Source organism: Candidatus Marinimicrobia bacterium CG08_land_8_20_14_0_20_45_22 (genome assembly GCA_002774355.1).
In the GTDB taxonomy this organism is placed as follows: Bacteria; Fidelibacterota; UBA2242; order UBA2242; family UBA2242; genus 0-14-0-20-45-22.
The window spans coordinates 1-3,958 of the sequence record PEYN01000117.1; the positions used below are offsets into that span (position 1 = coordinate 1).

Here is a 3,958-nt window from a genome sequence, read left to right on the forward strand (position 1 = left end):
CATCGAGATCAGGTTGCCGAGAGCCAGAATCCCGGTGATTGCCAATGGTCTGACGGCAATCTGCGAAATGTGACTAATAAAAATCATCTGAAGAAAAATCAGACAGTTGGGAATCAAAGAAAATACTGCGGGCGCGATTAGTTTGCGGGATAATATCTGCGAGAAATCGATATTATCCAAATTCACCTTGAATCGCTGACCAATCCGGACTGTGGTTTTAGTGAATAATTTCGCTAAATATTTTTTCCCGAAGATATAAAGTATAAAAATCAATCCCAGCCCGGCCAGACAACCGCTCACAATAATTCTTACCGGAATGATCAGAGCCAGTCCGAACAAAGCAAAAATGGCGATGGTTACCAGGTCGAAAATGCGGTCGACGAAGCTGAGATAAATACCTTTACGCAGACTGCTCCCGTAAAGGTTTTTCAGGTAAAACACCTTAATGAAATCACCAACCCGGCCGGGAGTTATTGTACTGAAAAACATACTCGAACCATAGATGATCGTGCTCTTTTTGAGATCAATCGGTATAGAAAATCGTTTAGCCAAAATTTGGAAGCGCAGAGCTTTGGTCAGAATCACGAGCGCGGAAATAACTTCCAGGATGAGAATATCGAGCCAGTTAAATTGCTTCAGCGTTCCGATTAATGCGGCAAAATCAACTCGCCGCAATAGGAAAATAAGCAGAATAATTCCGACGAATTTAATTCCCCAATTGAGCAGAAAACGTTTCATCTTCTTCGGCAAGGTTGATTTATTTATGTTGAAAGTGTTCGCGTTTTATCTGGTATTGCATCTGCTCCATTATCTTGCGGTTGGCGGCGATGACATCGGCTAAAAGACCAATCATCAGTAGGAAAAAACCGACGATCAGGAATACTGCGGCGATAATCACCGATTGAACATGTCCTTTACCCTGTCCAATGAGCATGAAGACTAAATAGCGCAGTGAGAGAAAAAGACCAACGCCCAGTGTCGTAACTCCCGTGTAAAAGAATACTCTGAGCGGCTGATACATGGTGTAGATGCGGATGATTGTGGCAAACGAGCGCTTGATGTAATAGCCGTTACTTCTGAATAGGCGCGACGGACGTTCGGTTTTATTTGTTTCGATGGGAACGCTGATGATCGGGATATCTTTCTGCCCAGCCTCGATGATAGTTTCGAGCGTATATGAAAAAGTCGAGATGATGTTCATGTGCAGGGCGGCTTCGCGGCTGTAGGCGCGGAAACCGCTGGTCGTATCGGGAATTTTGGTCTGCGAGACTTTGCGGACGACATAACTGCCGAATTTCTGAAGACGCTTTTTCAGCCAGGAAAATTCGTGAATTTTATCGATCTGACGGTCGCCGATCACGATTTCGGCCTTTTTCTCGAGAATGGGTTGAACGAGACGGGCGATGTCCGAGCCTTTGTACTGATTGTCGGCATCTGTGTTGACGATGATGTCGCCGCCAAGTTCGAGACATTTTTCGAGTCCGGCCTCAAATGCGCGTGCAAGACCTTTGTTCTGATTGAATGGCACAAATTGGCGTACGCCCCACTCACGGGCGACATCCACGGTGCGGTCCCGGCTGCCGTCGTCAATAATCAGGATTTCGATTTCATCAATTCCGGGAATGGATTTCGGCAAGTCGTTGAGTGTTTTCTCAATCGTCGCAGATTCGTTGTAGCAGGGGATCTGAATGATGAGTTTCATAAATTGTGCCTTTTGTAAAAGTTCTTGCAACCAAACGCTTCGCCTCCGTCAGTCACAGCTTACGGAGGGAAATTATCGTTAATAACGAGAACATACATATTAAATATCGAGAACTTTTCGGGAAAAACCCACAAGTAAATCATTCGATTTCCAGCCGTTTTTTAGATAACATAGCGTCTGGAAATTTCGAGAAGTTCGGTTATTGCATTTTCTATAGTAAAAAAATGTTCCGGAAAACGTTGAATCAGTTGATCGGCTATCTCTGCGGACGAGAACTTACCTTCTATTTTTTCCAAGATAAATCTCGTGATTTTGCCTTCCTCATTCAATATGGGTGACAAGGGTGATGTAAGACGAGGGAGATTTTTCTGGTTGAATAAACTTCCATCAAATGTGTTTTGTTCCACTCGAACCGATCCGGTTTCTATGCTCCATTTGAAATTCAATTGTTTCGATTTCTGTGATTCGATCGCGGTGATATTGATTTTAACGCTTTCTCCCTTTGCAACGGGAATCGGTTGCTGAAACGGGAAAAACCATTGTCCCCACGTATTGGATGGCGCGTTCGGAGCGTTGGAAAAGAATTGCGTTGGTGTGAACCAGCAGTCCCACCAACCGATGAGTCCGTGGATTGTTCCGGAGTCATTCGCAGATTGAACAATAGAAAAGTCGTATGTGAAATTGTCATCCTTCGATAAATCAATTGTCCGAATCAAAGACTCGTCAGTGAGAAATCGAATCGGAAATCGTTCGGCGTAGCGTGGCTGATTGAAAAGAATTCTTGTTGTATCCGACCAATCGATACCATAGAGTCGATCGTTTTCCTTTTTCCATATATTCAAAGAATTGTGCAATCCCGGAGATTCAATGACGGCAATTTTCAGAAGGATCGTGTTGGGAATAAATTTTCCACCCGGTTTGAGGAATCGTTTCCGCGCATCTCTGAGTGTTCGTGATAAACCGTCGTACAGAAAAAATGGGCTAAAATCTTCCATGATGATATAATCGACAAGCTCCGGTAATCGAACGTCGGTGGATTTTTTATGGATAAAAGTAATTTTATCGTCGAGTTTATTTCGTTTGGCGATTTCTCTGGCGACCTTAATCATAGGGGCCATTTCGATGGCATAGACGGTTTTCGCGCCCGCTTTGGCAGAAAAGAACGAATATGTGCCGAGAGCCGTTCCGATCTCTGCGACAATCGAGTTGGGAGTGACCAGTTCGTCTATGGCGGATTTGAATGCTTCGATGCGCATTCTATCGTCTAATAATTCTCTGAACTCTTTTATCATGACAGTTTATTTCCTTCGAGAATCTTTATTAGATTTTCACCTTCCGATTCAGAGAGGGCGAGCGGATTGGGGAGAGATAATTGATAAACTGGCGCTTGTTGTAGAATCTTTGCGCCGACGTCCGTTAAGAAATGCGCTGAACCTCGGTAGTTGAATAACGAACTGCATAATTTGATAAAAGCCCGATTCTGGGCGAATCGTTCGATTTGTATGGCATTTGTCCGGTTTGGATTAAGTAAAAAGATATGCTTTAACGGGATGGTTTTTTCCGTTTCGATGTTACCTAAAAGTGTCGGTGACAGGAAACAGGCGGAATATTTCGAATAGTCATCGCGGTAAAGTGGAATGGATGGTAAATCAGCCGGAACGGCGACATAAGGAGCGATGTGTGGTTTGATGATGAGATTGCGGGGAAATGGAATCATCTCGAGAGAATCTGGTGTAATCCATCCAAATTCGTCCGATAAGAAGTTCCATCCATGTTTCATTAGAAAGATGCTAAGGCTGGTTTTTCCATAGCCTGAGCCTCCGATAAATAACCAGCCTTCCCCGTTCCGGCTCAGTGCGGCGGCGTGAAATTTCAATGCATCTGGATTCATCCGAATAAGATCGTTTACGACTTGCCATTCTAAAGCATAGAAAATCTTTTCCACCGTGCGGTTTCGGTGAGTCATGCTTCGGTATCGAAACAATTCCCACCGATCATCCCTGAATCGGATTCGGTAATCGACTTTCGAGTGGTTTTTTTCGGGTCTGATAATTGCGGAAAAAACCGTATTCCTGACCCAATCTTCAATTTCGGCTGGAACTTCAATGGAAATGGTAGTTCGGTCGATCCGGAGACTTAGATATTTCATGAAGAAATTGTGATTAAGTCAAGTGTGAAGAACTGGTGAAGTGTCTGATTGATTTCCTTTTCCGGATTGGCGGTGAACTCTTGAAAGTGACTCTTAACAGAATCGAC

4 protein-coding genes are annotated in these 3,958 nt (G+C 44.0%); all 4 read right to left on the reverse strand.

Features of this window, described 5'->3' with window-relative positions:
- Positions 1 to 738: hypothetical protein (locus COT43_06590; protein PIS28287.1), on the reverse strand; the 738-nt coding region annotated here is incomplete at its 3' end.
- A gap of 19 nt (positions 739 to 757) precedes the next feature.
- Positions 758 to 1,702, reverse strand: coding sequence for a glycosyl transferase (locus COT43_06595; protein PIS28288.1), 945 nt, complete (start codon positions 1,700 to 1,702; stop codon positions 758 to 760).
- A 161-nt stretch (positions 1,703 to 1,863) separates the two neighbouring features.
- A complete protein-coding gene (locus tag COT43_06600) occupies positions 1,864 to 2,994 on the reverse strand; it encodes a hypothetical protein (protein ID PIS28289.1) in 1,131 nt (376 codons plus the stop codon).
- On the reverse strand, positions 2,991 to 3,851 hold the full coding sequence (locus tag COT43_06605; GenBank protein ID PIS28290.1) for a hypothetical protein: 861 nt from the start codon (positions 3,849 to 3,851) through the stop codon (positions 2,991 to 2,993). The genes COT43_06600 and COT43_06605 overlap by 4 nt, the downstream gene beginning before the upstream one ends.
- Positions 3,852 to 3,958 lie beyond the last annotated feature (107 nt).